28 protein-coding genes and 1 tRNA gene are annotated in these 25,214 nt (G+C 64.6%); 13 read left to right on the forward strand and 16 right to left on the reverse strand.

Annotated features, from left to right (window positions below; translation table 11 throughout):
• Positions 1-7 precede the first annotated feature (7 nt).
• Positions 8-1,615: an APC family permease gene (locus F8O07_RS07260; protein ID WP_225733211.1), complete on the reverse strand. Its 1,608-nt coding sequence runs from the start codon at positions 1,613-1,615 to the stop codon at positions 8-10.
• A 142-nt stretch (positions 1,616-1,757) separates the two neighbouring features.
• Between F8O07_RS07260 and F8O07_RS07265 the strand changes: the two genes are divergently transcribed.
• The 5 genes from F8O07_RS07265 (at position 1,758) to F8O07_RS07280 (ending at position 3,867) form a co-directional block, all read left to right on the forward strand.
• Positions 1,758-2,606, forward strand: coding sequence for a siderophore-interacting protein (locus F8O07_RS07265; RefSeq protein WP_225733212.1), 849 nt, complete (start codon positions 1,758-1,760; stop codon positions 2,604-2,606).
• Positions 2,606-3,013 (forward strand): ECF transporter S component, encoded by a 408-nt coding sequence (locus F8O07_RS07270; RefSeq protein WP_225733213.1) that lies wholly within the window; start codon positions 2,606-2,608, stop codon positions 3,011-3,013. The genes F8O07_RS07265 and F8O07_RS07270 overlap by 1 nt, the downstream gene beginning before the upstream one ends.
• The gene (locus F8O07_RS10700; RefSeq protein WP_225733263.1) at positions 2,902-3,132 is read left to right on the forward strand and encodes a hypothetical protein; all 231 of its coding nucleotides are present in this window, start codon (positions 2,902-2,904) and stop codon (positions 3,130-3,132) included. The genes F8O07_RS07270 and F8O07_RS10700 overlap by 112 nt, the downstream gene beginning before the upstream one ends.
• A gap of 10 nt (positions 3,133-3,142) precedes the next feature.
• On the forward strand, positions 3,143-3,616 hold the full coding sequence (locus F8O07_RS07275) for a redoxin domain-containing protein (protein WP_225733214.1): 474 nt from the start codon (positions 3,143-3,145) through the stop codon (positions 3,614-3,616).
• A gap of 177 nt (positions 3,617-3,793) precedes the next feature.
• A tRNA-Val gene (locus tag F8O07_RS07280) sits at positions 3,794-3,867 on the forward strand.
• 301 nt (positions 3,868-4,168) lie between these two features.
• Here F8O07_RS07280 and F8O07_RS10855 read toward each other — a convergent pair.
• A complete protein-coding gene (locus F8O07_RS10855) occupies positions 4,169-4,468 on the reverse strand; it encodes a zinc ribbon domain-containing protein (protein ID WP_412973612.1) in 300 nt (99 codons plus the stop codon).
• Positions 4,393-4,662 carry a recombinase family protein gene (locus tag F8O07_RS10860; RefSeq protein WP_412973607.1) on the reverse strand — a complete coding sequence of 90 codons (270 nt, stop codon included), beginning with the start codon at positions 4,660-4,662 and terminating at the stop codon, positions 4,393-4,395. Before F8O07_RS10860 ends, F8O07_RS10855 begins: the two co-directional genes overlap by 76 nt.
• A gap of 335 nt (positions 4,663-4,997) precedes the next feature.
• On the opposite strand from F8O07_RS10860, the gene F8O07_RS07290 reads away from it, so the two are divergent.
• The 3 genes from F8O07_RS07290 to F8O07_RS07300 are packed head-to-tail and all read left to right on the forward strand — an operon-like array spanning position 4,998 to position 6,558.
• The gene (locus tag F8O07_RS07290) at positions 4,998-5,600 is read left to right on the forward strand and encodes a TetR/AcrR family transcriptional regulator (RefSeq protein WP_158031415.1); all 603 of its coding nucleotides are present in this window, start codon (positions 4,998-5,000) and stop codon (positions 5,598-5,600) included.
• The gene (locus F8O07_RS07295) at positions 5,597-6,283 is read left to right on the forward strand and encodes a type 1 glutamine amidotransferase domain-containing protein (RefSeq protein ID WP_158031416.1); all 687 of its coding nucleotides are present in this window, start codon (positions 5,597-5,599) and stop codon (positions 6,281-6,283) included. Before F8O07_RS07290 ends, F8O07_RS07295 begins: the two co-directional genes overlap by 4 nt.
• 44 nt (positions 6,284-6,327) lie before the next feature.
• Positions 6,328-6,558, forward strand: coding sequence for an NAD(P)H-binding protein (locus F8O07_RS07300; protein WP_225733215.1), 231 nt, complete (start codon positions 6,328-6,330; stop codon positions 6,556-6,558).
• 178 nt (positions 6,559-6,736) lie between these two features.
• On the opposite strand, the gene F8O07_RS10705 is transcribed toward F8O07_RS07300, so the two are convergent.
• Positions 6,737-7,006 carry a recombinase family protein gene (locus F8O07_RS10705; protein WP_225733216.1) on the reverse strand — a complete coding sequence of 90 codons (270 nt, stop codon included), beginning with the start codon at positions 7,004-7,006 and terminating at the stop codon, positions 6,737-6,739.
• Between the two features lie 369 nt (positions 7,007-7,375).
• On the opposite strand from F8O07_RS10705, the gene F8O07_RS07310 reads away from it, so the two are divergent.
• A complete protein-coding gene (locus F8O07_RS07310) occupies positions 7,376-8,491 on the forward strand; it encodes a hypothetical protein (RefSeq protein WP_158031417.1) in 1,116 nt (371 codons plus the stop codon).
• Between the two features lie 7 nt (positions 8,492-8,498).
• On the opposite strand, the gene F8O07_RS07315 is transcribed toward F8O07_RS07310, so the two are convergent.
• A complete protein-coding gene (locus F8O07_RS07315) occupies positions 8,499-8,828 on the reverse strand; it encodes a helix-turn-helix domain-containing protein (RefSeq protein WP_158031418.1) in 330 nt (109 codons plus the stop codon).
• A 1-nt stretch (position 8,829) separates the two neighbouring features.
• Positions 8,830-9,180: a type II toxin-antitoxin system RelE/ParE family toxin gene (locus F8O07_RS07320; RefSeq protein WP_158031419.1), complete on the reverse strand. Its 351-nt coding sequence runs from the start codon at positions 9,178-9,180 to the stop codon at positions 8,830-8,832.
• A 432-nt stretch (positions 9,181-9,612) separates the two neighbouring features.
• On the opposite strand from F8O07_RS07320, the gene F8O07_RS07325 reads away from it, so the two are divergent.
• Positions 9,613-10,116: a ClbS/DfsB family four-helix bundle protein gene (locus tag F8O07_RS07325; RefSeq protein ID WP_158031420.1), complete on the forward strand. Its 504-nt coding sequence runs from the start codon at positions 9,613-9,615 to the stop codon at positions 10,114-10,116.
• Between the two features lie 35 nt (positions 10,117-10,151).
• On the opposite strand, the gene F8O07_RS10710 is transcribed toward F8O07_RS07325, so the two are convergent.
• Positions 10,152-10,715 (reverse strand): zinc-binding dehydrogenase, encoded by a 564-nt coding sequence (locus tag F8O07_RS10710; RefSeq protein WP_225733217.1) that lies wholly within the window; start codon positions 10,713-10,715, stop codon positions 10,152-10,154.
• Positions 10,716-10,838: 123 nt separating this feature from the next.
• On the opposite strand from F8O07_RS10710, the gene F8O07_RS10715 reads away from it, so the two are divergent.
• Positions 10,839-11,111, forward strand: coding sequence for a winged helix-turn-helix transcriptional regulator (locus tag F8O07_RS10715; RefSeq protein WP_225733218.1), 273 nt, complete (start codon positions 10,839-10,841; stop codon positions 11,109-11,111).
• A gap of 249 nt (positions 11,112-11,360) precedes the next feature.
• Entirely contained in the window at positions 11,361-11,729 is a 369-nt protein-coding gene (locus tag F8O07_RS07335) for a nuclear transport factor 2 family protein (protein ID WP_192496692.1), read from the forward strand.
• A 103-nt stretch (positions 11,730-11,832) separates the two neighbouring features.
• On the opposite strand, the gene F8O07_RS07340 is transcribed toward F8O07_RS07335, so the two are convergent.
• From F8O07_RS07340 to F8O07_RS07360, 5 genes are all read right to left on the reverse strand, one after another.
• A complete protein-coding gene (locus F8O07_RS07340; RefSeq protein WP_158031422.1) occupies positions 11,833-13,572 on the reverse strand; it encodes a PH domain-containing protein in 1,740 nt (579 codons plus the stop codon).
• The gene (locus tag F8O07_RS07345; RefSeq protein ID WP_158031423.1) at positions 13,569-14,174 is read right to left on the reverse strand and encodes a PH domain-containing protein; all 606 of its coding nucleotides are present in this window, start codon (positions 14,172-14,174) and stop codon (positions 13,569-13,571) included. The genes F8O07_RS07340 and F8O07_RS07345 overlap by 4 nt, the downstream gene beginning before the upstream one ends.
• Positions 14,175-14,217: 43 nt before the next feature.
• Complete coding sequence (locus F8O07_RS07350) at positions 14,218-15,708, reverse strand: polysaccharide deacetylase family protein (protein WP_158031424.1); 1,491 nt, start codon at positions 15,706-15,708, stop codon at positions 14,218-14,220.
• A 41-nt stretch (positions 15,709-15,749) separates the two neighbouring features.
• The gene (locus tag F8O07_RS07355) at positions 15,750-16,811 is read right to left on the reverse strand and encodes a GDP-mannose 4,6-dehydratase (RefSeq protein ID WP_158031425.1); all 1,062 of its coding nucleotides are present in this window, start codon (positions 16,809-16,811) and stop codon (positions 15,750-15,752) included.
• Between the two features lie 99 nt (positions 16,812-16,910).
• Positions 16,911-18,287, reverse strand: coding sequence for a nucleotide sugar dehydrogenase (locus F8O07_RS07360; RefSeq protein ID WP_225733219.1), 1,377 nt, complete (start codon positions 18,285-18,287; stop codon positions 16,911-16,913).
• 380 nt (positions 18,288-18,667) lie between these two features.
• On the opposite strand from F8O07_RS07360, the gene F8O07_RS07365 reads away from it, so the two are divergent.
• The gene (locus tag F8O07_RS07365; protein ID WP_158031427.1) at positions 18,668-19,996 is read left to right on the forward strand and encodes a glycosyltransferase family 2 protein; all 1,329 of its coding nucleotides are present in this window, start codon (positions 18,668-18,670) and stop codon (positions 19,994-19,996) included.
• On the opposite strand, the gene F8O07_RS07370 is transcribed toward F8O07_RS07365, so the two are convergent.
• From F8O07_RS07370 to F8O07_RS07385, 4 genes are all read right to left on the reverse strand, one after another.
• A complete protein-coding gene (locus F8O07_RS07370) occupies positions 19,947-22,892 on the reverse strand; it encodes a helix-turn-helix transcriptional regulator (RefSeq protein WP_192496693.1) in 2,946 nt (981 codons plus the stop codon). The two genes, F8O07_RS07365 and F8O07_RS07370, sit on opposite strands and share 50 nt — an antisense overlap.
• Positions 22,893-23,154: 262 nt before the next feature.
• Positions 23,155-23,610: an acyl-CoA thioesterase gene (locus tag F8O07_RS07375; RefSeq protein ID WP_158031429.1), complete on the reverse strand. Its 456-nt coding sequence runs from the start codon at positions 23,608-23,610 to the stop codon at positions 23,155-23,157.
• The gene (locus tag F8O07_RS07380) at positions 23,607-24,365 is read right to left on the reverse strand and encodes an amino acid ABC transporter ATP-binding protein (protein ID WP_158031430.1); all 759 of its coding nucleotides are present in this window, start codon (positions 24,363-24,365) and stop codon (positions 23,607-23,609) included. The genes F8O07_RS07375 and F8O07_RS07380 overlap by 4 nt, the downstream gene beginning before the upstream one ends.
• Entirely contained in the window at positions 24,362-25,165 is an 804-nt protein-coding gene (locus F8O07_RS07385) for an amino acid ABC transporter permease (protein ID WP_158031431.1), read from the reverse strand. Before F8O07_RS07385 ends, F8O07_RS07380 begins: the two co-directional genes overlap by 4 nt.
• Positions 25,166-25,214 lie beyond the last annotated feature (49 nt).

The raw sequence follows: 25,214 nt of genomic DNA on the forward strand, positions 1-25,214 counted from the left end.
AATCAGTTCAGCGACGCGGTGCGCCTTCCGGAGCAGACGCTCTGGCAAGGCGCACCGTTCGTGTGACCTCAGAGAATCCGTTCTCCAACAGCTGCTCTGCAGTGAGACCGTCATGGTTCACACACCGGTGGTGTCGTGCGAAGAGGTACCCAATGGTGTGGGCAGCCAGCAGGACGCCCAGAGTTCCGAGCGTGAGTGATTCCACAGCGAGACGTGAGACGCCCCACTGCTCGCCGAAGTCGTACGGCAGCCCCATCATTTGTTCGAGCACCCCGGGAGCCAACGCCACGAACGAGCCGATGATGATCCAGAAGAGCGTGATGACGGTTGCCACCACAGCACCCCAGCGTCCGCCGGGTACGACGTAGGGGCGCTCGACGTCTGGGAAACGACGACGCAGCCTCAACACCGATGGCAGGATGAGCAGGTAGCTCAGCAGCAGTGTGGTGGTCGCGACTGAGAGCACGACGGAGAACGCAGAGCTCGACGAGCTGGTCGCCACCCACGTCGCCACCAGGGTGAATGCCGTCGAGATGACGCCTGAGAGCATGTTGACCCTCAGCGGTGTGCCCAGCGCCGTGTTAAAACGCCCGAAATACTGCGGAAAGGCACCATCTGCACCAGAGACGGCCTGCACACGGTCTGAGGCGATCATCCACGCGCTGCCCTGCGTGAGCACGATGTACAGCAGTGCGACGGCCGAGAGCCAGAGCAGCACCGGCTGAGCTGGTCCGTACACGCTGAATGCCTCGCCCAGTGCGTCGAGAATGCCCGAATCGCCGCTGAGCGTATCAGCCGGCAGCACAGCCAGAAGCGCCAGAATCGGCAGCAGGTGGCACACGGCCGAGGTCAGCCCAGCCGCACCGATGGCCCTCGGCACATCGCGTTTCGGGTTGCGCATCTCTTCGGCCGCGCCGTTGGCGGCCTCGAAACCCAGCAGAGCGAACAACAGCACCGGGGCGATGGTCAAGAAACCGCCGGCTGTCGGTCGCAGAAGTGACGCATCCATCGGCTGCACACCGTGCTGCAGCGCATAGAGCGCAGCAGTGAGAACCAGCACAGCCAGCAGACCGACCTTCACGATGGCCCCGATGTTGATCAGGATCTTGCCGAATCGAATGCTGATGATCGCGATGCCGATCGCCAGCCAGACGAACGAGAGTTTGAACAGGATGTCGGAGAGGCTGCCGGCGGGCAGCGGCGCGATGTGTGCGTTCCACGTGGCAGCAGCGATGAATGCGAGCGAGCCGCCGAGCCAGATCGGGTTGGTGACCCAGTAGAGCAGTGAGGCGAGCCCGCCGGCATAGCGTCCGAAGGCCAGGCGCACCCAGACATAGGGGCCGCCCTCCTGACGGAATGTGCTGCCAGCCTCGCTGATGAGGAGTCCATAGGGAAACAGAAATGTGACCGCGAGAATGACCACCCATGTGAGTGATTCAAGCCCGCCACCTGTGGCGATCTCGGCAATGGTGTCGATGCCCAGGGTTGCGGCGATCGTGAGCAGCACCATGTCGAGGCGCCCCAGGTGACGACGCAGCCCGTGTGACGGGCCGGTACCGAGCTTCGAATCGACAGTCGTGCGCCGGTCGGTATCGAGTTGAGGCGACGAAGTCACGCAGGGCCTTTCGACAGGAGAGTGGGGATTGCCCTGCGACGACGCCGAGCCGCTACATTGTATCGCCGGGCGCGGACGACCTCCGGGGTTCCGCTTTGCTCAGCAATGTCAGATGATTGCTGCCATGGCCAGATACAGCACGATGAGAAAACCCACTCGGCAGCAGCTGCTGCGTCTCGAAGTCGTTCGCACCGAGCAGATCTCGTCACACTGGATGCGTGTGACGCTCGGCGGCGGGCAGAGCGCGCTCTTCGAGTCGATGGGATTCGACCAATGGTTCCGCCTGTTCATACCGGCCGCTGCGACCGACGATGCGCGTGAGGCGCTCGACCGAGTGCCGGCCAACGCCAACAAGACCATGGGGTACTTCAAGTTCCTCGCGACGATTCCGCAGAGTGTTCGCCCCATCATGCGCAATTACTCGGTGCGGGCGTTTCGCCCCGCAGATTCGACGGCCGGCCGCACCGCCGAGATCGACGTCGACTTCGTGCTGCACGGCTCAGCCGAAGACGGCACCGCAGGCCCCGCCAGCACGTGGGCGCAGAACTGCCAGCCCGGCGACCCCGTCGCACTGATCGACGAGGGCATCGTCTTCAACCCCGAGCAGGGCACCGACCGTGTGCTGCTCGTCAGTGACGAGACCGGGCTGCCAGCGGTCTCAAGCATCTGCGAGTCGCTGCCGGCCGATGCAGTCGGCACCGTCATCGCCGAAGTTCCCGCAGCAGGTGATGCTCTCGACTTCGCGCACCCGGCCGGCGTCGACGTGCGCTGGGTCGTGCGTGAGACATCCGACGACCCACACGTCAAACCGGGCACGCTGGCACTCGCCGCTCTGCGCGAGATCGAGGTGCCAGCGCCGCCCGTGCACGCGTTCATCGTGGGGGAGCAGGCGCTGCCCACCTCGGCGCGCCGCCACCTCGTCGAAGCGGGAGTTCCTAAAGAGCACATCAGCTTCGTCGGCTACTGGCGCATGCCTGCGAAGCAGAAGTGATGAAACGCGTCTCGACGACATACCTGCTCATCTGTGCGGCGATCGGCGTGGCAGGGGCGTTGACCCTGCTTCCGGCGAACTGGGTCTCGACGCTGCTGTTCGCCGCGGCCCCGGTAGCCGGTATGGCGCTGGCCGGCGTCTGGCTGCTGCCTGCGGTCATCGCGCTGCGTCTGGTGCGACGACCCGGTGCCGGAGTGCTCACGGGACTTGTCTCCGGCCCGCCTCTGGCTACGGGTTCGCCAGTGTCGCGACCAACGTCTGGTGGGCCTTCTTTGCCGAGATCGGCTTTCTCGTCTTGGCCTACCGACGTTGGCACACCTGGCAGCACTATCTCGGCGCGGCTCTCGTCGGCGTGCTCTATCCGGTACTCGCGGCCGAGGTCTATCAGCTGTGGGCCCTGCCGCTGAGTCTGCAGATCGCGTTCTTCGCGCTCTGTCTGGCGAGCTGCGTGGCCGGCACCTGGCTCGGCATCAGCGTCGCAGACCGGCTGGCCCGAGCCGGTGTCGCACGAGCGGTGCGGCGCTAGGCTTGGGCGCGTGACTGACGACTGCGCCCCTGAGACACCCGAAGCCCCGCACCTCGCGGCGCTGCCGGATTTCGACCTGCTGAATCAGCACGGGGAGTCGGTGCGGCGGTCTGATCTGCTCGGTGCGCCTGCGTTCGTGGTGTTCTATCCGCATGCGTTCACGCCGGTGTGCGCGGGAGAGCTCGATCAGCTCGCCGATGCGGCGCCGGCCTTGGGCATCCGCATTCTGGCCGTCAGCACCGACCCGCAGCCGACCCTCGCGGCGTGGCATGTGCAGCAGCCGCGGCCGTTCGATCTTTTGGCCGACTACTGGCCGCATGGGGGCTTCGCGCAGGCGTGTGATGCCTTCGACGACGTGACGGGTGCGGCTCGGCGCGTGTCGCTGGCGGTGGATGCTTCAGGCGCTGTTCGCGCGCGCATCGAGACCGCTTCGGGGCAGGCGCGGCCGCTCGGCTGGTATGAGGAATGGGCGCGGCGGTTGTGAGACGAGGTCGAGGGCGGGTTTTGCTCGGGGCACCTGCGCGGATCGCCCGGCACCTGCGCAGATTGCTCGAGATTCGCCGATTTGGAGCGATCCACGGCCACATGGAGCGATCGGCGACGGTGTCTTGAGCGAGTCCGAACCTGATGCACTTCGACTTCGGCTACAGTTGGGTGTCGCGGGCCTATAGCTCAGTTGGTTAGAGCACCTCGTTTACACCGAGGGGGTCGGGGGTTCGAGTCCCTCTGGGCCCACAGTTTCAGGCGTGCTAGAACTCGCGACATGCGTAGGTGTGAGTTCCGCTATGGTGAACGGTTCGGCTAGGCGGATTCTGGTTTCCTCGTCTTGGCTGATCTCGATGCCGTTCGTGAACGCTTGGTTGGAGAGGCGTCGACACTGGTCGTCGGTGCGTGTGAGTGTGTCGAGGTCGATGGCGTCAGCGAAGGGCGCCGCCAGGAACTTGTCGGTCTCGTCCTGTAATCGCTTCCGCGTCGCGACCAGTTTCGCCAGTTCCGTGTTTCGCGCAGCGAGGCGTTCGTCGACCGCGGCCTCGACTCATGCCGCGAGCCCTGCGTGCTGCGCTTCGGTGATCGTGATGCTCCGGTAGCAGTCGGTAATGAGGTGCTCCACAAGCCCAACGGGTATGGCGCGGCGGGTGCAGGTGCTGCGTTTCGAGGCGCGCCCGGAGCAGACGGAGTAGGCGTAGTGGTGGCCTTGCTTGTTGGTGAGGAATTCGAGTTGGAGGTGTGATCCGCATGCGCCGCAGAAGAGGCTGCCTTTCAGGTAGTGGTCGTGGGCGCGCTTGCGCTCCCGCGCAGTCTTGCTGGAGCCCAGCAGGGGTGGACTCGTTGCCAGGTCTCGATGTCGATGAGGGGCTCGTGGTTGCCGGGGTGTTCTGCGCCCCGGCAACGAACGGTGCCGATGTAGTACGGGTTGCGGAGGATCTTGAAGAACGTCGAACGTCCGACCTGGTGCGGGGCCGGTTCCTCTTCGGCACGGTAGTGAGCCCTCTCGCGGTGATCTCCGAGTGCAGGTCGAGGACGACACAATCACCGTTCGCGTACTCCTCGAACACCCACCTGATCAGCGGCGCGCGGAGCGGGTCGAGTTCGACGGTGCGGTGCTCGCGCCCTTGGGCATCGCGTTTGCGAACGTTGAAGTCCCCGATGGGTGCGCGCATCGTTGTGCCGCCGGTGGCGACCTTCTGCCGGAGCCCCTTGCTGACTTCGGTGGCGAGGTCTTTCGACCAGCAGATCGCTTAGCCATGGATATAGCACTTTAGCCTGGTGCCATCGCTGCAACCAGCCGACAGCGGATGCGTCGCGTGGTGTGCGGCTGGCAACCCCGTGCTAATGTAAGCAGTGCTTACTTAGGGAGGGTGTCGATGGAATCGGAGTCGGCCAAGCCGGGCTACCACCACGGTGACCTGCGGGCAGCACTCGTGCTCTCCGCCCTGGAGATACTTGAAAGTGGTGAGGCGTTCTCGTTGCGCGCAGTGGCCCGCCGCGCAGGGGTATCGACAGCCGCCCCGTATCGCCACTTCCCGGATCGGAAAGCGCTAGAGTCCGCGATGGCCGTGCACGGGCTACACGAGTTGATGGGCGACCTCGCCAAGGGTGCACCGCTTCCACGCTCGACCGCCGAGGTGGCTGAACTCGCGGTCGGTTATGTCCGTTTCGCGCTGCGTAGACCGGCCTTGTTCCGGCTCATGTTCGGGCAACCCTGCGATGACCAGGACGACGAGCGGGTGCAAGCTGCGGGTACACTGCACGACTATCTCGAAGCAGTGATGGCTACGGTCTTTCCACAGTCAGACCCGGTTACTCTCGCTGCTGCCGGGTGGTCGCTGGCCCACGGGCTCGCGTTCCTGCACCTTGACGGCAAGCTCAATGCCGTCGACCAAGGCGTGGTCGATGAGCGTGTGCGCTCGATTTTCACCACTGTGTTCCCGCCCATCACCTCATCCAGAATTGAGAACCCTTCATGAGTACACGCATCCTGCTCGTGGTCACCAACGTCGACCACTACGACGCCGACCCCTCGCACCCGACCGGGCTGTGGCTGTCGGAGTTGACCCACGCCTACGACATCTTTGCTGAGCGTGGCTTTGAACAGACGATTGTGAGTCCCGCAGGCGGGAAGTCCCCGTTGGAACCGCGGTCGCTGAAGTTCCCCAATTGCGATAAGTCCGCCAAAGCCTGGCATGACGACCCGGCACGGATGGCGCTTCTGGAGGAGACGGCCAGCCCCGAGCAGATCGACTCGGCCGACTACGACGCGATCTACTTCACCGGCGGACACGCAGTGATGTTCGATTTTCCCGACAGCGAGGGCCTGCAACGGATCACCCGCGAGATCTTCGAACGCGGTGGAGTCGTCGGGGCGGTCTGCCACGGCTACTGCGGACTGCTCGACACCACACTCTCCGATGGCAGTTACCTCGTCGCCGGCCGCAACATCACCGGGTTCTCCTGGCGCGAAGAGGTCCTTGCCCGTGTCGACAAGCTCGTGCCCTACAACGTCGAAGAGTACATGAAGGAGCGCGGGGCGAACTATTCGAAGGCGCTGCTGCCGTTCGCCTCCAACGCCGTCGTTGACGGCAGGCTCGTCACCGGGCAGAACCCTGGCTCGGCCAAGGAGACCGCCACCAAGGTCGCCGCACTCCTCTGAGCTACCCGCGGGACCGCTCACCAGAATCGAACCGGAAGGACATCATGCAGACCGTACTGGGCGCAGGCGGCCAGATCGCCGAAGAACTCACCCGCGAACTCCATCGTAACCACACCCACGACATCCGTCTGGTCAGCCGGAACCCGCGCGAGGTGAATGACAGCGATCAGCTCGTCTCCGCCGATCTCATGGACGCCAAGGCCACCAAAGCGGCGGTGGCGGGAAGCGACACCGTCTACCTCACGGTGGGCCTGCCGATGGACTCTGGGCTGTGAGAGTAGAACTCGGCGATCGACGACATGATCCTGTGCAACAACATGCCCGACGGGGTCTCGTCTATGCTCTTCGTCTCGGACACCAACGTGACGCCTGCTTCGATGAGGGCTCGTTAGATCTCGACATCATTGAAGCAGTTGCGGGCGAGCCGGTCGACCTTGTGGACGTTGCAGTAGTTCACCCGATGGGCTTTGCGTAGTCGAGCATCCGTTTCAAGTCGGGTCGGTCGGCCGAGCGGGCGGATTCCCTAGCGTCAACAAACTCCGCCACGATGCTTCCGCCGAGCATGTCGGCTTTGCACTGATTGACCTCCCGCTGCGCCGGGATCGAGAAGCCTTCATCCCGACCGCTCTTCGACGCTTGCTCTTTGATCGAGACGCGTTGGTAGGTCATGACTGTCAATGCGGATGGTATCTCAGCCTCGGGTGCTGGCACTAGAAGAATCATCGTCATTCCTTTCTTCGACCTGAACGCTGCGAGTGCGGGTCGGCTGGCTGTGATCGTCTCGCGCGGTCCTCGTGCGCTGCTGGGCTAGTTCGTCCGCATGAAGCTCATCGGCCAGATGCAAGACGAGCGCGACGAGACTCTTCATGTCAGGTTCTTCCCGCGGACGTGGCGTCGCGGTGACAAAGCCAGACGCCGCCCTGTGCGGTAGCTCTCGCCGATCGGCAAGAGGCGTGACCGCTCAAAAATAGGTGTGCGCGGCGGTGCTCAAGCAGCCGGGAGTACCTCACACAAGAGCGGCTAGGGAGCGACAGAGGCAGGGGCGTGGCCGTCGTCTGAAAGATGTGTGGTGTTCTCGGTAGTTTCGAGGATATGGAACTTCACGAGAAGCTGTCACTGGCGATTGCTGCGAGCGACCTCCGCTATGTGGCGGGGAGCATCCTCGGTGCAGAGAACCATCCTCGTACCTGGCCATTCGCCCAATGGGGCGCGATGGTCGCGTATGAGACGGCAAAGACTCTCAGCGATGTGCATGCGTGTCGACTGGAACTGGGCTGGGAGCTCGAGATTGCGACTGCAGCACGACATGGGGGCAAGTTCTTCGACGTGCGGCGTGCAAGTCAACTAGATGACGTGGTCGCTGACTTCCACGCGCTGGGTATTGCTACACATGCTGCGTTCTATCCCGATGACAGGCGAGGTCGGCTGTTCGACTTTCTTCGTGACGACTTTGCGGTGCTGGCCGATGGGCCCGAATTGGTTCTTACGAACGTCACTGGACACTTCATGGTCGGGCTGCCGCCGGACCGTGTCGTACAGGTGGATTCTTGGGGCCCTCATGTTCACGATCTCGCGATGGGTATCGGCCAACTGACAACCGCGCTTGTCGGTGAGGGTCGCTACGAGCTTCGGACTCACGGAAACAAGGATTCTGAATCGCTGACCTGGTGGGACGGGAAGATCGCGAAGGTTGTCCCTGCCATCTTCGGAGGACAACTGGAGCCGGATCTTGCGATGGCCGTCGTCAGCATCCTGTCGACTGTTCAGGCCTCTCGTCTCTGGGCGCACGCAGAGTGTTGTGGGTCGTGTGATGCGGCCTCGCTGAAACATCGTTTTGTCGTACTTCACCATGCGGCCCGGTCACTCCAGCAGCTGGCTGCTCGCCCCGAGATTCTCCAACCTCTTGCTTCAAAGCATGTTCATGCGCTCACGGACTCTGCGGACTTGCGGACCATCGTTGACGCGCCATTCCGTCGGCTGCGAAACGGTTGGCTTCACCTTGGGCTCGGTGACATCGCCGCGACCCTACCAACGGAGGTCAACATTCTGACGCCCGTGCAGGCATACACGCAGATGGACCTACTCCCTTTCACTGAACTGGTCGATCGAGGTCTGGATCAGATCGCGACGGGGATCGGGGCATGGCTCGCAGAGCCTGGAGACAAAGGCTTGCGGCTATTTGATTGCTTACATCGGCCGCCAGGCTGAGCAGGAGTTATGTGCGAGGCGACAGAAGGAGCTTCCGGCTGCCGAATGTAGCCGTGACTTCGACGGTGCCGCCGAGGGCTTCGACGTATGACTTGAGGGTCGCAAGCCCGGAACGATCGAGATCGCCGGACTCCAGGGCCGAGATCGTGGGCTGGGTCAGTTCCATGCGTTCGGCGAGTTCCTTCTGCGTCATTCCCTGCTCTTCGCGGATCTCACGCAGCCGGTAGGCGCGCTCCTCGGCCTCCATGCGTGCGACGTGGTCGGCAACGGCCTGCTCGTCGACGGGACGCTTGGCACGCACGTCACTCCACGCTGCGGTCTTCGTCTTGGTGCTCATCTCACTCCTCCTCTGTCAGCCACTCATCGAATCTGTCGTCGGCTATCGGGATGTTCTGGTCGTACCACTGCTTCCACCTGCCCGCTTTGTCTCCGGCGATGAGCAGGATGGCCCTGCGTTTCGGATCGAAGGCGAACAGAATCCTGATCTCACTGCGCCCTGCCGATCCAGGTCGCAGTTCTTTCATGTTGTGATGCCGGGAACCCTTGATCCGATCTGCCGTGGGCCTCCCGAGCGTCGGTCCTTCGGACTCCAGACGGGTGATCGCGGCGGCGACCAGGTTGTAGGTCTCGTCATCCAGCCCCAGGACCCACGACTCCACGTCGTTCCAGAGCCGCACCTCCCAAGACATGCCCTCAGTATAGATCGGACTCGATATCGACTCAAGCAAATGTTGGTGAGCTCAGTTGCGGCGGTTCACGAGCCATCCTCGACGGTCGCCGTCCGCGTCTTCTCCCACACTGTCATCCGGCTCACCTCGAACCGCCTCACGATCGACAAGACGCTCTCGCCGCTATCGCGAGCCGTGTGAATGGCGTCTATCTGGTGAAGCGTAGGGGGGAGTTCACCTCCGTCGCGTTGGTTCTGTGACTTCATTGAGAAGCGCCGAAGTGCCCACGTTCTCGGCCCCACCAGCACACAATCTCGTTTGATACCATGAGGCTTCCGCAGGACTCGACCTGTTTCAGCGCATGGGATTCGAGTCCCTCTGGGCCCACAGATGCAGCGGCGCAAACAGCACCAGAGTCAGCCTGAGATCCAGCGTCGAAGCGATAGGAGTGGAATGCCTGTTCCCGCGACCAAAGCCGAACTCCTTGCCGCGATCGACAAGACGTTCGCTCAGCTCGAGCGAGATCTCGATCGGGTGCCACTCGACGCGGTGCGAGAACCAGTACTCGACGGACACGTCAAGAACACACGCATGAGCCCGGCCGATCTGGTCGCCTATCTCATTGGGTGGAATCAGCAGGTGCTCACATGGCACCGGCGCAGAGCCGCGGGTCTTCCTGACGAATTCCCAGCGCCTGGCATCAAGTGGAACGAGCTGGGACTGCTGGCTCAGCGCTACTACGCAGCTCACGCAGATGACTCATGGGAACAGCTGCGCACGCAACTGCGCTTCGCGAAAAGTGCCATCACCGAGCTGATCGACGGCTACTCTGACGCCGATCTCTACTGCCGCCCCTGGTATGGCAAGTGGACCATGGGGCGAATGATCTCATTCAACACGTCATCACCGTATGCCAACGCGCGCGGCCGCATCCGTGCCTGGCTCCGCACGCTCTGAGCTTTCCGGCCATCGGCGCGCCCGGTCAGTACCCCTCAGCCATTGGCCTCGTCGCCCCACCCGCTGACGACCACCTTGCCCATCACATGGCCGGTCTCGACGATCTCGTGCGCCTCGCACAGCGTGGATGCCGAAATGGGGGAGAGCCTGACCGCTGCTGTCGTCGTGATGAGGCCGCTATCGACCAAGTCGGCGACCTGCTCGAGGATGCGATGCTGCTGAATCATGTCGGGGGTGCGGTGCATGGCACGGGTGAACATGAATTCCCAATGCCAGGCGATGCTCCTGCTCTTGAGCGGGGAAACGTCACGAGGGCCATCGTCGACCGCCACGACGTGGCCGAAGGGTCGCACGATCTGCGCATAGGTATCGATCTGGCCGTGTGAATGCGCAGTGAACAGCCAGTCGGCGCCCTCGGGCACAATTGCGGTGACCTGCTCGATCAGGTTCTGATGATGGTTCACGACGTGCTCGGCACCGAGTTCGCGCACCCACATCGCACGGTCGGCGTCTGAAGCCGTTGCGATCACTTCGACATGGGGCAGCAGCGCCTCGGCCAGCTGCACCATGATCGAGCCGACACCGCCTGTCGCACCCACGATCAGCAGCGACCCCTGTGAATCCGCGGTCAGTCCGAAGTGGTCGAAAAGCGTCTCCCATGCGGTGAGGGCAGTGAGTGCGAACGCAACGACGTCTATGCGGCTATGTGCCCCTGCCGAGACATGCTCGATCTGCTCGCGAACAAGTGGAGCGCGTTGGCGATCGGCGCACTCGAAGACGGCGCGCTGCGCAACGGCGAGCTCAGACGTCGTCTCGAGGGCATCAGCCCGAAGGTGCTCTCGCAGACGCTCAAGCGGCTCGAAGCGCACGGCCTCGTCACGCGCACGGTCTATGCCGAGGTTCCCGCCCGCGTCGAGTATGCGCTGACCGAGCTCGGGCAGAGCGCGTCGGCGCCGTTGAGACACCTGCGCGACTGGGTCGAGGGCAACGCCTGATCGGCCCGGTCGTCGCCGGGCTCGGCGCAGCCCGTTTCGTCCGGCCAGCCTTGTCGGCGGAGATGAGCAGACTGGCCCTGCGCTTCGGGGCGGAGGCGAACAGAATTCAGATCTCGCTGCGTCCCGAGGCACCAAAAGGCAGCCACGAACAGACCCTTGACCGCGTCTGAGCGCGAAACTACGATGAGCGCCGGTAGTTGCGGTGCCCGGAATTGCAGGTCGCCCGCATGTGCCAGAGAGAGGCCTATTATGAGCGGCAACTCGCCGACGGATGTCTTGGATCGGTATTTCTCTCTGTCGAACACCGCTGGCCAGCACCCGCAGGACTTCGAGGAGCTCGTCGGCCTTTTCGCATCTGATGCGACCCTCGTCTCAGGGCGCGGGGAGTCGGCAACCGGGGCCGAGGCGATCCGCAGTTTCTTTCACACGTTCTTCGCGCGGAACACCGAGCTTCACCACGTCTGGAACTCGCGGTCGACGGATGCGACGAGAGTGGTCGTCGAGTGGGCTGTCGCTCGACGTCACGCCGACGGCCAGGTGTTCGCCATCACCGGCACGGATACCGCGACCGTCGACGCGAACGGCAGGATCACCTCGTTGCAGGTTGCTGCCAAGTAGCCGCCATGGCGGCTGCGGTGTCCACACAGTGGGGAAGTCGCCCTGTCGGAAGATCCCCTGTGCGGTCACGGCTCCCTGCGAAGAGGCGCAGGAAGCGCGACTGTCAGCGGCTCAGCGCTTCGTCGCCGGCTGCTGCACGCAGGATCTCGGCAGCCTGACGTTCGCTGCAGTCACGCACACGGTACGTGTGCTCTCCAGCCGCGGTGCTCAGAATCACCGTCGCAACTCCGGCACGTCGCTGCAGCCAGGACTGATCGACGGCGACGCCGCAGACACCTCGCAGCTGCAGCAGGTGCACCTTGCGCAGCACAAACCCCTGGCGCACACAGATCGTCGGTCTCACGACGGTTCCCACAGATGCTCCGCGATCGTCAACGCCGATCAGCCGGTGTCCGAGCTGGCGGTAGTCTCCGAACGCAACGCCGACGTGCAGCACCGCGAGAGTAGCAGGCGCCCAGAGCAGACTTGCCGACCACCCCAGACCGAAGACGAACGCTGCACAGACCGCCGCGAGAACGAGGTCCCAAAGCCAGAGCCGGATCAGCCGCCGCCGCAGCGCAACGAGGGGGTGCTGATTCAGCCATCCTCTGCGAAACAGCTGGGCATCGGTCGGCATGCTGCCACCCGGCAGCTCCGCGACGAGGTCGCCGTTGCGTCCGCCGTCGCAGTCACCCAGCAGAATCTCGGCGAGGGTGTGCGCCTCGGTACGACCGACCGTCGGCAGCAGCCGCGCGTCGTTCGAGGCTGGCCCGCCGCCTGTGCCGCTCGACGTGCCGAGCCCGCCGAGACCGGTCGTGATGGGCACCAGCTGTACGCCCCGCACCAGCCGCATCACGATCGAATCGCTCATTGTGATGCCGCGGATACGTCGCGCGTCGACGGCCGAGGTCTTCGTCGTCAGCAGACCGCGACGCGAGACGAACCGGTGACCGCTGCGCACCAGGGTGAAGCCCCACCAGTTCACGAAGAAGAGTGTGATCGCGCCAAGACTCATCAGCACGAGCACGGCGACCACGAGCGGTGCCGCGAGCGCGAGCCCGACGAACGCACGCTGCGCAGACGTGTACAGGCCCTCGATCTGCTCACCGCTCAGCAGGTTGAAATTCTCGACGAGCTGCCAGAAGGCACCGAACAGAATCAGCGGGATCGTCAGCGTGCGCACCGTGAAGATCTCGTAGAACGCCCAGCGCCCGCGCAGCGCGACGATCGGGGTCTCGATGTCGTCGCGCGCCGTGTTCGAGTCACCGCGCTCGTCGACGCTCCGCTGCAGTGTCGAAGGATGCCCCGGCTCTGAGCCAGACGTCTCCGGCCTGCCGGTGGCATCCGGCCACCCGCCGGCGGGCACGATCTGCGCATCCTGCGGAGCACGCTGGCGCAGCAGCAGGCCTCGGAGCCTCTCGGCATGATGCTGGTCGACGGCGTCGAGTTTGATCCGCTGATCGGCCTTGGCCTCACCCGTCGCGATGTTCACCACCGAGACCCGCAGCAGCCGGTGCAGCAGCCGCGACTCGATCTCGACCGTGCGGATGCGCTCGAGCGGCACCCGATGTCGCGTTCGCGAGAGCAGCCCCGACGTGACCTCGAATTCACGCTCGGTGAAGCGATACCGGAACGTCGCATACCGAACGAGATAGCTCACCGGCTGCAGCAGCAGGCCGACCATCAGCGCCACGAATGCGAAGGGAAAGCCATCACCTGCGTTCTTCAGCACGATCGCCGCGACCGCGACCGGTACGCCGCGCAGCAGCAGATTGACGACCCCGACCAGAGCCGTGCGGGGGTTCAGCCGATGCCACTCCGGTTCGGCGCGTCCTGTCGTCGGATGCTCACTCTCGCCGCTCATGTCGCGTCGCCGAGCGTCGACTGGGTCGCTTCGGTCAGCGACTGCACCAGGCTGTCGGCATCCTGCTCATCGAGCCCGACGATGGTCACGTCGGCACTCGCACTGGCCGTCGTCACCTTGACCGATGCCAGACGGAACATGCGCTGCACCGGTCCGCGTTTGGCCTCGACCGTCTGAATCCGGGAGAACGGAGCGACCTGCCAGTGCTGTGTGACCCAGCCGGATCGGGCATAGACCGCTTGGTCGGTCAGATCCCAGCGGTGCACCCGATAGCGGATGCTCGGTGCGAGAAAGATCTCGACGAGTGCTGAGACGATCGTGACGGCGGCCAGGATCAGCGACCAGATGCGCACGGGCTCCCAGAGCAGCGCCGCCACGACGAGCACAGCGAGGATGACGCTGTTCGTGATGAGTGCGTTGAGCCGCCACATGGACTTGGCTCGCGGACACACCGGATGACTCAGCGCGCGAGGGTGCAGCCCGAGCACCGGTGACGCCGAGTCAGAGACGGTCAACCGGGCAGCTGCGTCGCCAGGCCCCGAAGAGTGCCGGTCGCCTCCGTCTGACGGGGGATCGGGCCGGGGCGCTTCGGGGGAGGTCATGCGACAACAGTCTCAGCCGAGCCGGCCTTCTGGCAAATCACCGTCATTGCACGGTGATCTGACGCACCTCGTTCCAGCCGGTCTGCTGCAGGGCGATGCCCACCGCGAGCGCTGTCGTGCCTGCGGGCAGGTCGGGGGTCTTCCAGGTGTGTTCGGACCATTCCTCGCCCAGCGGGGTGAAGCGGCCAGCGCTGAAGTACGTCCATCTGCCGGTCTCGTCCCGGACGAATGCCACCGGCTGACTCTGCGCCCCACCACCTCGCGCAGTGTAGGTGATCTCTCTGCTCTGCCCGCCTTCGGCTGCGAGCGAGCATTCGCCGAGGTCCATGATGGGCAGCCACTTCGCCTCGCCGGGCCCTTTCGCCGTCAGCTCGAGGCGCAGCGCCTCCTGTCCTTCGTGGCCTGTCTTCGAGGTGATGGTGAAGTTCGCGGTGTTGTCGCCGTAGGCGAAACCGTTCCAGCAGATGGGCGCTCCCTGGGCATTCTGATGTGTGAAATCACTGACTCTGTGCCCGGGGTCGGAGCTCCGTCTCGGAGTGAACGCCGCATGTTGCGCGTTCGGATCGCCTGCCGAGCCGGTTGAGAGGTAGGCGCTCGGCACCGGAGCCGTTGGGTCGCCGTTGATCACTTCGCCAACCGTCCTGATTGCGACGCGCCCTGCGACGACCTGTTCGACGAGCCAGTCGGCCAGCCGTTCCAGCTCCTGCTCAGTGACCATGATCTCCGGGCAGGTGGTCGCCTCTCGCTCGCAGATGCCGTGAAACGTGAGCTGTGTCCAACCTGCCCCCACGCCGACAGCGGTTTCGACATCCTTCTGATAGGCCTCGATGCCTGATCGTCTATCGAACATGTTGGGTGCGAGCGTCACCATCGGGTTCTCAGGCCGCAGCGACTCGACGATCTTGGCCTCCGGCGAAATCGTCTCTCCGGCCAGGCGCATCGACTCGCCCGAACCGACCGCACCGCCGAGACCGCGCCCCGAGGCATAGCCGCAGTCGCGCACTGCGCGCTGAACCTCATCGTTGTGCGCCGCATACGGGTAGGCGAAGCTCTGCGCCGGCAGCCCCCACTGACGCAGATTCTCGCGATCCTGGCAGATCTGACGGCGTGCCTCGTTCTGCGTCACTGTCGGCAGATTGAGGTGGTGCACGGTGTGCCCGCCGATCTCGCTGCCGAGATCGGCGAGACCGTGCAGCTGGTCGCGGGTGAGAAAGCCGGGGGCACCGGTCTGCCCGGTCGTGACGTAGTACGTCGCGACCAGACCGCGCTTGGCCAGGATGTTCGCAGCCAGCACCTGATCCTGTGTGCCATCGTCGAAGGTCAGGCTCACGATCGCAGGAGCATCGTTCGTCAGCCGCTGCACTCCTGCCTCCTGAAGCGTGAGCAGAGGAACGTCGGTCGCGTGCGGGCTCAGACCGTCTTCGGCGATCGCCGCGACCGCATCGCTCGATGCGCTGACGCCGTCGGTGGGAGGCATCGCCACGACGCCCACGCCCAAAGCCACGCTGCCGAAGAGCGTGGCGGCTGCCGTCACCGCCAATCGACGGCGCGGCCCGGCTCGCACCCCTGCGCGGTTCACGACGCCGAGCCCTCGGCGGCCAGCGTGCGGTGCGTCACTTCGGCGGTCGCCCCGGCCCCTTCGGGCGTGCTGCCCAGACCGCCGGCCCGGTCGGTCTGATCACGCAGCATCGCCTGGGCGACCAGCTCGATGATGCGACGCACCGAAGTCTTCGGAACGAAGCCGACCAGTTCGTTGGCAGCTGTGTTGTCGGGCACCCGGCGCCGCATGTCTTCATAGCCCTCGCCGTAGGCCTGATCGTAGGGGATGTGCTCGATGATGCTGCGGCTGCCGGTCACGTCGATGATCTGTTCGGCGAGCGCCTTGATCGAGATCTCCTGCGCACCGCCGAGATTGAAGGCTCTGCCTGCTGAGTCAGGATGCTCCTCGACCGCCACGAGCGCAGGCACCACGTCGCCGACGTATGAGAAGCATCGTGTCTGCTCGCCGTCGCCGTAGACGGTGAGCGGCTCGTCGTTGAGAGCCTGACGCACAAGTCTGGGCACGACCATTCCATAGCGGCCGGTCTGTCGCGGCCCAACTGTGTTGAACAGCCGCACAATCGACACCTGCAGGTCGTGCTTGCGCCAATACGCGTGTGCGAAGGCCTCGTCGATGCCCTTCGCTGCGGCATACGTCCAGCGGCTCAACAGAGGAGACCCCAGAATGCGATCCGAGTTCTCATGCAGCCTGTCTGCGGTGTTCTTGCCGTAGATCTCGCTGGTCGAGGCCAGCAGCACACGGGTCTCGTGCCGGTTTGCCGACGCGAGCACGTTCTCTGTGCCGTGCAAGTTGGTGCGCAGGCTGCCCAGGGGGTCGTCCAGAATTACGTGCACGCCGACGGCGGCCGCCAGATGAAAGACACGGTCGGCCTGTGCGATGAGACTCTCCACGAGCTCGGTGTCGCGTACGTCGCCTTCGACGAAGCCGAGCCTGGGGTCGCGGCTGAGCTGACGGAGGTTGGCGAGTCGTCCCGTACTGAGGTTGTCCAGCACGGTGACGTCGTCTCCCTGACTGATCAGGTACTCGGCCAAGTGACTGCCGATGAAGCCGGCGCCGCCGGTGATGAGAGTGTGCATGTGTGTTCCTTCGTCTTCGTGCGGCGGCGTCGGTGCCGCTGATGGTGAATCGTGGCCATCGGGGGGTGCCGGGTCAGGCTGCGTGAGGGCGGCCCGCGTTCAGAGCACGCTGCGGTGCGCGATGTCGGTCGCACCGTAGGTCGTATCGAGCACCGGGGTCTTCGGCGTGATCCACGAGAGGTCGATGTCGCGATGCAGCGTGTGCAGCACGACGATGTCTGGCTCGTTGGCACCGGGGTTCGGCACAGAGGTGAGGGTGTGGCCATCGGGCAGCGTCACTGATGGGAAGAGCGGATCGTAGTAGCGCGAGAGCGCGCCCGCACTCCAGAACCGCTGCAGAATCTCGATGGCGGGCGATTCCCGAGCATCCGCGACATTCGGCTTGTAGGCGACTCCGACGACCAACACACGCGCTCCGCTCAGCGGAATGCCGTTCTCGGCGAGCAGGTCTTTCGCCCGATCGACGACGCGACCCGGGCGGTGGCTGATCTCGTGCATCGCCTGGGTGATCATCGGAGCGGCGACGCGCTGACGCCGCAGCTGCCAGAGCAGGTAGTGCGGGTCGCAGGGGATGCAGTGCCCACCGACCCCGGGGCCGGGCGTGAACTTCATGAAGCCGTAGGGCTTGGTGGCCGCCGCATCGATCACCGCGCTGACGTCGAGGTCGAGCTCGCGGCAGATGTCGGCGAACTCATTGGCCAGCGCGATGTTCACCGCGCGAAAGGTGTTCTCGAGCAGCTTCGTCATCTCGGCATGGCCTGGCGACGACACGACGTGCGTCTGCTCGACCGCCGAGCCGAGCAGGTCGACCGCGCGTGCTGCGCAGGCGGGGCTGACGCCGCCGATGACGCGAGGAACGGCCTCGTGGCCGAACTGCACGTTGCCTGGGTCGATGCGCTCCGGGCTGAACACCACGTGGACGTCTTCGCCCGGATTCATGCCTCGGTCTCGCAGCGGCTGGACGACCAGTTCCTCGGTGCACCCGACATAGGTCGTCGAAGTCAGCACGATGAGCTGCCCCGTGACAGCGTTGGTCACGGCTGTCATGCACGCGCTGTGCAGAATGCTGAGCTGGGGGCTCAGATCATCGCTGACCGGGGTCGGCACGCAGATGATCACCGCAGCCGCACGCCGCAGCGCCGACAGGTCGGTGGTCAGCAGCAGCCCGTCGCTGTCGCGGTGTGATTCCAGCAGCACTCGATCGCTCGGAATCAGATCGACGTCGCCACGTCGAATCGCCGCAACGCGCTGCTCCGATACGTCGATGCCTGCGATGCGATGACCGGCCGCACGGTAGGCGAGAGCCGTCGGCAGACCGACGTAGCCGAGACCCAGAATCGCGACGTCGTAGTCGAAATCGGTGAAGGTCGTTGCTGTGGTCGCGCCTGAGCGGTCTTCGGTGACGGTTCCGAGCGCGCTGAGCGCCAGCCGCGCACGCTGTTCGCTGAGCTGTTGTCTGGTCGATGTGAGTTCCACGGTGTCCACTCTCCGGTTGGGGGCGCTCCGCCGGAGATATGATCCCCGCCCTTCACGCACCATTGCGTCACTGTTGCTCTCTGAGCGTGCCTTTCGGCGTTGCAGCCGGGCAACCGATGCGGCAGCCTTCTTCGGTCGCTCTGCGGAGACGTCTGCCGGCGCCTGCGGAAGGCCTGTACCGCGCCTGCGGATCGGGCCGCGGGATCTGCGGATGCAATGCGCGCATGCGCCTCTGCCGGATGCGGGACCGCATAACCGCTGCGGCGACAGTGCGGAGACGAAGGACCCATCGGCGAGCCGATGTCCGTAGCGTGAGAGGCATCGCGCCGAAGACGACGGAGTCTGTACCGAGGGCACAGTGCGCAGGAGGGGAGTCGATCATGGCTTGGGGTCTGATCGTGTTCATGCTGGCGATCGTGGGAGTCACCACGATGATTTGGGGGGTCATCGGTGTCATTCGCTGGCTGACGGAGCACGGCGAACGACGACGACAGCGTCTGGGGTCGACCCTTCCTCGGTGGTCGAACAGCGACATCGCCGTTCTGATGGCCGCACATAACGAGGAGTCGGTGCTCGAGGCGTCACTGCGACGCGCTCTGACCCAGTTCTCACCCGAGCAGATCCATGTGGTCTCAGACGGATCGACCGACCGAACTGCAGACATCGCGCGTCGGCTCGGTGTGCAGGTGCTCGAGCTGAACCCGAATCGTGGCAAGGCCGGTGCGCTGAGCGCCGCCATCGCGCACTTTCACCTCACCGACCGGTATGAGTTCGTCCTGCTGCTCGACGCTGACACACATTTGGCCGACGACTACGCGATCACTGCCCTTCGCCTCACCGAGGACAACGACGTGGCCGCAGTCGCCGGACGAGCGCGCACCCTGCATCCAGAAGCCGCCGGATCGCTGTTGGGACGTCTGCTGGTCTGGTACCGCGAACGGGTTTACACCGTCGTGCAGTATCTGCATAAGTACGGCCAGGCTGCTCCGTGGATCAACGCGGTCTACATCGTGCCGGGATTCGCCAGTCTCTATCGCTCACGGGCTCTTCGTCAGATCGACATCGATGCGCCCGGGCTGGTGATCGAGGACTACAACATGACCTTCGAGGTGCACGCTCGCAGTCTCGGCCGCGTGGCCTTCCACCCGCATGCCGCAATCGCCTACACACAGGATCCTGACACGCTGGTCGACTACACGAGACAGCTCAGTCGGTGGACTCTCGGATTTTGGCAGACGCTGCTGCGGCATCGGCCGCGGCCCAGTCTGTTCTGGGCGACTGTGCTGGTGCACGCACTCGAGCTGGTGCTCAGTTCGCTGATCATGCTGCTCTGGCTGCCCATGTTCGTCGTCTCGGTCACGTGCGCCGCAGCCGTCTGGCTCGGTCTCGACGGAAACGGCTGGGGTGCCTCAGTCGTCGGCCAGTTTCCGCCGCTGCTGCTGCTCGCCGGGCTCTGGCTTCCCGATCTGCTGGTCACGCTGGTGAGCAGTGTGCTCGGCCGCCGCTGGGGCATGTTGCTGTTCGCTCCGTTCTATCCGTTCATGCGCATCTACGACGCGAGCCGCTGTCTGCGATCGCTGCTTCGCGCGCTCAGTCGCAGGCGGTCCAGCGGCAGCTGGATCAGCCCGGATCGTCGGCCCGAGGTCGCCGGCCCTTCAGTCACACCGAGGAGCCGTCGTGACCCGACGGCTGTTCGCTCAGAAGTGTGAGCAGCTCGCGGCGCGAACGCACGCCCAGCGTGCGGTAGATCGCCGTGAGTCGAAGCTCGACGCTGCGCACCGACAGAAAGAGGCGTTGAGCGATGTCCTTCGTGCGCAGCCCGGCTCGCACGTACTCCACGATCCGGCGTTGTTCGTCATCCAGCCTCGAGAGCCCGACAGAGGACGTCTCGCGCTGTCTGATCAGGAACCCCTCGGTCTCGGGCTCTGCCTCACGGATCAGCCGAGCGCTGGCGAGCACGTCCCGTGCCACCGTTTTCTCGTCGGTGACGACCCCTGCCTGTTCGAACGCGGTGACCGCGTATTCGATCGCCTGATGTCCGGCGTTCGCGTCGCCGATCATGAAGAGCCAGCGCGCGTAGCCCACAGCTGTCGTCGCACACTCCAGCTGTCCGACGGCCTTGTGCCGTGGGGCCAAGGCGATCTGCCACTGCTCTCCCACAGTGGGGGCGACCGGGCAGATGCCGCTGACGTCGACGCCGAGCGCTTCGAGATCTGCGACGGCATGGTCAATCGTCAGCGACGTCCATCGCTGCGGTGAGCGCGCTTCTGCGATGACGAGCTCCGACAGGGCATCCTGCGCGGCCGCGGTTCTGCCACATTGAAGAGCCGCTTCGATCACGTCGCCGTGCAGGCGCATCACGCTCGGCAGCGCGATCTCAGACGTCGATGCGCGTGCGCTCTGCAGCAGACGAAGGGCCCGCCGAGGATCATGAGCAAGCAGCAGCTTGCCCAACAGCGCCTGAATCCGCGCGAGCTGCACCGAGCTGCCGGGCGCTGGTGCCGGGTCGATCGTCTCGTTGAGCAGACGTCTGGCACGAGCCGAGTCTCCCAGCGACAATGCCACCCACGCTGCGGCCCATGTGTGCTGCAGGCTGCGCAGTCGAGAGGTCGCATGTCTCTCGAGCCGTTGGAACGTCGATCGCATGGCCGAGAGGCAGCCTGCCGCGACTTCGATCTCGACCAGCAGGTAGAGCGTCGATTCGACGTGCAGACGCAGGCCGTCTGCGGTCTCGAGAGCCAGAGCGCAGGTCTCCCGCGCCTGCTGCCAGCGTTCCGCCAGGCGATGCCCCTGAGCCTGCAGCAGCAGCTCCAGGACGCTGAGCGTACGTCGTCGGCTGAGGCGTGGCCGCGCACGGTCGGCAGCAGTCTGTGTGGTCGTCTGCTTCCCGACCTGGTTCGTCTGGCGTGCAGACGTCGTCGAAGAGACGGATGCGGCAGACAAAGTCCTCCCAGTCGTCCGGTGCAACGACGCCGGTGCTTCGGGGGATGCTGCGGGCACTCCTGACGTCGTTGCCGGCTCGCCCGCTGCCGCAGCTTCTTGCAGCGTCAGCTGCGCAATGAGCGACCGAGCGCGCTGCAGAATACGTGCTGCGACGGTGTCGGTCTGGGGGAGCTGATCGGCAAGCTGCACCAGCTGCCGCGCGTCGCGTACGTGACAGAGCAGAAGTGACCGTGCAGTGAGCTCGGCGAGCATGTTCAGTGTCGCAGCTGGCGCGAGTTCGCCGTAGAGATGCACAGTCGCATAGACGTTCGAGAGATCGATGCGTCCGTCTTCCAACAGTTCGAGCTTGAGATCGAGATGGGCTCTCGTGACCGAAGTCTGCGGATCGGCCAGCGTCGTCGGGACCATGCGCAGATATCGGCGCGCGAGCGCGGCGAAGCCTCGTGCGCCCAAGAGCCGCAGTGCCTTCAGCCAGTCGTCCACGAGCGAATCGTCAGTGTGCACGAGATCGGCCACATGCTCCATGACCTCGAGCACTTGGACGACCTGCACCTCGGCTGCAGGCCCGTCGACCACCGCTGCCAGAGCTCCGGGAAGGCTGGCGATCAGGCGATGTGACACAGAAATGGAGTCAGCGGCCTCTTCCGAGCTGCGCAGCAGGAACCAGAGATGCAGCAACTCCGGACCGTCAGCCGTCGCCGCTGCCAGACGCTGCAGCATTTCCTGACGCTCATCCGCGGTCAGACCCCAGTACGTCTCGGCGCGCAGCCGCTGACTCACGAGCGACACGACGTCGCCGGCGATCGAGACCACCCGCTTCGAGATGAGCTCCTGAACCGCAGGCCATCCTCCTGGCTGCAGAGCGCTGATCAGTGCGACCGGCAGATAGCGCGAGCAGCTCAGCAGGCGAACGACGTCGCAAGGCGCAATGCCGGTCTCGGAGACAGGGGAGGAAAGCGCGCTGTCTGAGGAAACATCACAGGGCGGCTGCCGTTCGGGGCTCTCAGCGAAGAAGCGCTCGATCCTCGCCAGCGACCTGGTGCCCTGCAGCTGTGCACTGTCGACCTGTTCGAAGAGTCGAAGCATGGAGTCGGCATCGCCGTCGCTGAGATGCCCGACGATCTGCACGACGGCCGGATCCGCTCGAACCCCGTGTCTGCGCGCCAGGAGCAGCTGCTCCCGCGATGTCAGCGGTTCCAGTCGCAGCCGATGCACTCCTGCCAACGCAGGCGGAACATCCCCATTCGTCGAGACTGCCACCAGACGAACCGAGCCGTCGCAGGCGCGAGCCGCCTCGGCCATCAGATCGAGCACATCGGCATTCAGCGATCTGAGATCGTCGACGGCCAGAATGGTGGTACGCCCGTCGGCCGCCCGCCGCAGCGCATCGGCCATGCTCCGGCCGAGCTCGGCAGCGGTCAGGCCGCTCACTGGCGTATCGGCCGCGATTCGAGCAGCGACGCTTGCCGCAGACTCCGCAGCACCGATCGAACGAACGTGCACGAGACGCTGATCGTCGGGCAGAGCATCGAGTACCAGCGAGAGAATCAGCTGTCCTCGTGCAGTGTCTCCGTCTGCGTCGAGCACCACACCATGCGCGCCGACGGCGTTCGTCCCCGATGCAGACCGCGGAATCGACGTCGCCTGCAGTGATGCCAGCACGGAATCGACGTCGCATGGTGTGAAGAGTGTGTTCGGCGTTCTCACGCAGCCCCCAGTCGCTGTCAGGACGTACAGCGCGAGCCTGCGGCTCTGCAGGTATTGCGGTACGTCTGGATACAGCCCCTTGATGACTATCTTGCGCGATGACCGCAGGTATGTCCATTCGCGCATCCGACGGCTGCACCACGTCACGTGTGCGACAGGTGAGCTCACCGTTGCTCGTGCGGGCTCCGGTGCGCACAGACACCGTCGGCGAGGCACGTCAGCGGCGCAGCCGAACCTGCTCTCCGAGCAGACTTGCGAGCACCTGTCGCTCGCCTCCAGTGAGACGACGAGGGTGACCCGTCTCTGGGTTCATGAACACCAGCCCGTTCAGCCCGACGGCTGCGATGGGGGATTCTGCCTGCTGCCTGATCTGATAGCTCAGCTCGCAGTCGGCTGCGCCGATGTGGCTTACCCACATATCGATGCGCACCGGTTCGAGCTCAAGGCGCAGCGGCAGCCGATACTCGATGCGCTGACCGGTCAGAAAGATGGGGCTGCGGCCGAGATTCTCGCCGTCGAGACGAGGCAGCGTCTCGTCGTCGCACTCCGCCTGGGCGAAGAACAGCACACGCGCCTGCTCGACCAGAGCGAGCACGGCGACGTTGTTGATGTGCCCATAGGCATCGGCATCGCTCCAGCGCAGCGGCACACTCAGGTGCAGGCGACGACTCATGACTGGTCGAGACTCACCTCGGTCGGGTGCAGCACTCGTTCAAGGAACTGGCGTGTGCGGGGGTGCTGTGGCGCGGTGATGACCTGCTCGGCAGGTCCGTGCTCGACGATCACGCCGTCGTCCATGAACGCGACGACGTCGGCGACGTCACGCGCGAAGGCCATCTCGTGGGTTACGACGAGCATGGTCATGCCGGCACCTGCGAGCTCCCGCATGACGGCGAGCACGTCGCCGACAAGCTCGGGGTCGAGTGCACTGGTCGGCTCGTCGAAGAGCATCAGCTTCGGGTTCATGCTCAGTGCGCGGGCGATTGCCACGCGCTGCTGCTGCCCTCCGGAGAGCTGAGCGGGCAGAGCGTCGCCTCGATCGGCCAGGCCGACCTTCGCGAGGTTCTCGAGAGCGATACGCTCCGCCTCGGCCTTCGACCGCCCGAGTACCTTCACCTGAGAGATCATGCAGTTCCTCAGCACCGTGAGGTGAGGAAACAGATTGAACTGCTGAAACACCAGACCGATTCCCTGGCGCACCCGATCGATGTCGACGTCAGGATCGGTGATCGTGTCTCCGTCCACCTCGATCACACCCTCGTCGGGTGTCTCGAGCATGTTGACGCAGCGCAGCACGGTCGACTTGCCCGAGCCCGAGGGGCCGATCAGGCAGACGACCTGACCCGGCTCGACCGTCAGATCGATGCCTTTGAGCACCTGGTTGTCACCGAACGACTTCGTGATGCCGTGAATGCTGATCGCGCTCATTTCGCCGCCTTCGTCTTGAAGCTCTTTCTCGTCGTCTGCAGCTCGAATCGGCGGGCCAGCCAGCTGAGCGGCAGCGTGATGATGAGATAGCAGGCGCCGGCGATGACCAGCGGAGTCAGGCCAGCGTCCGGGGCCGTCAGCGCTTGTCGGCCGAACTTGCTGAGTTCGTACTGTCCCAGAGAGAGGCCAAGCAGGTAGACGAGCGAGGTGTCTTTCGTGAGCAGGATCAGCTCATTGGTCAGCGGGGGCAGCACCATGCGGAACGCCTGCGGAAACACGATCGAGATCATCGCACGCGACTGTGACATGCCCAGCGACCTGGCGGCCTCGAGCTGGCCCGGAGGAACGGCCTGCAGGCCGGCGCGGAACGTCTCGGCGATGTACGCCGCCGAGACCATGCCCAGCGAGAGCATGACGGTCACATAGATGTTCAGATTGATCGAGAATGCACTCGGAATGCCGTAGCCGAAGGCGATGAAGACCAGCAGGGCCGGCAGACCGCGGAACAGCTCGATGTAGACCGACGCGAACCAGCGATACGGCGCGACCGATGACATCCTCATGAGGGCGAGCACCGCACCACCCAGCACGCCGAACCAGAACGAGATGAGCGTATAGATCAGCGTGTTCAGCAGCGCGACGCTGATGACTTGGGGAAACTGCGCCGCAGCCACCGCGGGGTTGAAGAACGTGCTGAGGAACTTCGGCCAGTCAGTGACGACCGCCAGCACGACGACCACCACCACCAGCACAGCGTACTGAATGCCGCGCGAGATCCGCGCTCGTTTTGCGGGAGACATACCTTGCCTGTCGCTCTCTTTCAGCGTCTGATCACGCTGATATCGTTAC

This window comes from Pseudoclavibacter sp. CFCC 13796 (genome assembly GCF_008831185.1).
Lineage (GTDB): Bacteria > Actinomycetota > Actinomycetes > Actinomycetales > Microbacteriaceae > Pseudoclavibacter_A.

Coding starts and splice junctions, on each gene's coding strand:
- F8O07_RS07265 (WP_225733212.1), top strand. CDS start 1,758: ATGAGAAAACCCACTCGGCAGCAGCTGCTGCGTCTCGAAGTCGTTCGC.
- F8O07_RS07270 (WP_225733213.1), top strand. CDS start 2,606: ATGAAACGCGTCTCGACGACATACCTGCTCATCTGTGCGGCGATCGGC.
- F8O07_RS07290 (WP_158031415.1), top strand. CDS start 4,998: ATGGAATCGGAGTCGGCCAAGCCGGGCTACCACCACGGTGACCTGCGG.
- F8O07_RS07295 (WP_158031416.1), top strand. CDS start 5,597: ATGAGTACACGCATCCTGCTCGTGGTCACCAACGTCGACCACTACGAC.
- F8O07_RS07300 (WP_225733215.1), top strand. CDS start 6,328: ATGCAGACCGTACTGGGCGCAGGCGGCCAGATCGCCGAAGAACTCACC.
- F8O07_RS10705 (WP_225733216.1), bottom strand. CDS start 7,006: ATGATTCTTCTAGTGCCAGCACCCGAGGCTGAGATACCATCCGCATTG.
- F8O07_RS07310 (WP_158031417.1), top strand. CDS start 7,376: ATGGAACTTCACGAGAAGCTGTCACTGGCGATTGCTGCGAGCGACCTC.
- F8O07_RS07315 (WP_158031418.1), bottom strand. CDS start 8,828: ATGAGCACCAAGACGAAGACCGCAGCGTGGAGTGACGTGCGTGCCAAG.
- F8O07_RS07320 (WP_158031419.1), bottom strand. CDS start 9,180: ATGTCTTGGGAGGTGCGGCTCTGGAACGACGTGGAGTCGTGGGTCCTG.
- F8O07_RS07325 (WP_158031420.1), top strand. CDS start 9,613: ATGCCTGTTCCCGCGACCAAAGCCGAACTCCTTGCCGCGATCGACAAG.
- F8O07_RS10715 (WP_225733218.1), top strand. CDS start 10,839: ATGCTCGATCTGCTCGCGAACAAGTGGAGCGCGTTGGCGATCGGCGCA.
- F8O07_RS07335 (WP_192496692.1), top strand. CDS start 11,361: ATGAGCGGCAACTCGCCGACGGATGTCTTGGATCGGTATTTCTCTCTG.
- F8O07_RS07340 (WP_158031422.1), bottom strand. CDS start 13,572: ATGAGCGGCGAGAGTGAGCATCCGACGACAGGACGCGCCGAACCGGAG.
- F8O07_RS07345 (WP_158031423.1), bottom strand. CDS start 14,174: ATGACCTCCCCCGAAGCGCCCCGGCCCGATCCCCCGTCAGACGGAGGC.
- F8O07_RS07355 (WP_158031425.1), bottom strand. CDS start 16,811: ATGCACACTCTCATCACCGGCGGCGCCGGCTTCATCGGCAGTCACTTG.
- F8O07_RS07365 (WP_158031427.1), top strand. CDS start 18,668: ATGGCTTGGGGTCTGATCGTGTTCATGCTGGCGATCGTGGGAGTCACC.
- F8O07_RS07375 (WP_158031429.1), bottom strand. CDS start 23,610: ATGAGTCGTCGCCTGCACCTGAGTGTGCCGCTGCGCTGGAGCGATGCC.
- F8O07_RS07380 (WP_158031430.1), bottom strand. CDS start 24,365: ATGAGCGCGATCAGCATTCACGGCATCACGAAGTCGTTCGGTGACAAC.
- F8O07_RS07385 (WP_158031431.1), bottom strand. CDS start 25,165: ATGTCTCCCGCAAAACGAGCGCGGATCTCGCGCGGCATTCAGTACGCT.